The organism is Streptomyces caelestis (assembly GCF_001279005.1).
Taxonomy (GTDB): Bacteria; Actinomycetota; Actinomycetes; order Streptomycetales; family Streptomycetaceae; genus Streptomyces; species Streptomyces heliomycini.
In genome coordinates this window covers 1-426 of record NZ_LGCN01000078.1, presented here as the reverse complement: position 1 = coordinate 426, position 426 = coordinate 1, and the positions used below count along the sequence as shown (strand labels likewise).

At 67.6% G+C, this 426-nt stretch carries 1 protein-coding gene; it reads right to left on the bottom strand.

The window, feature by feature from the left end; all coding sequences use genetic code 11:
• A partial coding sequence (locus tag ADK41_RS08200) for an RICIN domain-containing protein (RefSeq protein ID WP_030837710.1) occupies positions 1 to 426 on the bottom strand: 426 nt, incomplete at both ends.

Below are 426 nucleotides of genomic sequence, written 5' to 3'. Positions count from 1 at the left end.
CCGGCGGGGGTGAAGAGCCACTGTTTGGTGGTGGTGTCGGCGCAGGTTTCCTGGACGATCGGGGTGCCGTTGGCGGTGCCGGCGTTCTGGTTGGCGAGGCAGAGGCCGCTGGTGTTGTTGATGATCTGGTAGGTGCCGTTGCCGGAGGCGTTGAGGCGCCATTGCTGCCAGGGGGCGCCGGTGCACTGCCACTGCTGGGCCTGGGTCTGTTGTGCCGTGGTGCCGTTGCGGATCTCGAGGCATCTGCCGGTGTGGGCGCTGACCAGGGAGTGCAGGCCGTTTCCGGAGGGGGTCAGGGTGTAGCGCTGCCATGCGGCGTCGGTGCACTGCCATTGTTGGAGCAGTGCGCCGTCGTCGGGGACGCCGTTCTTGATCTCCAGGCACTTGTTGCCGGCGGCCACGCTGATCCGGTACGTCTGACCCGCG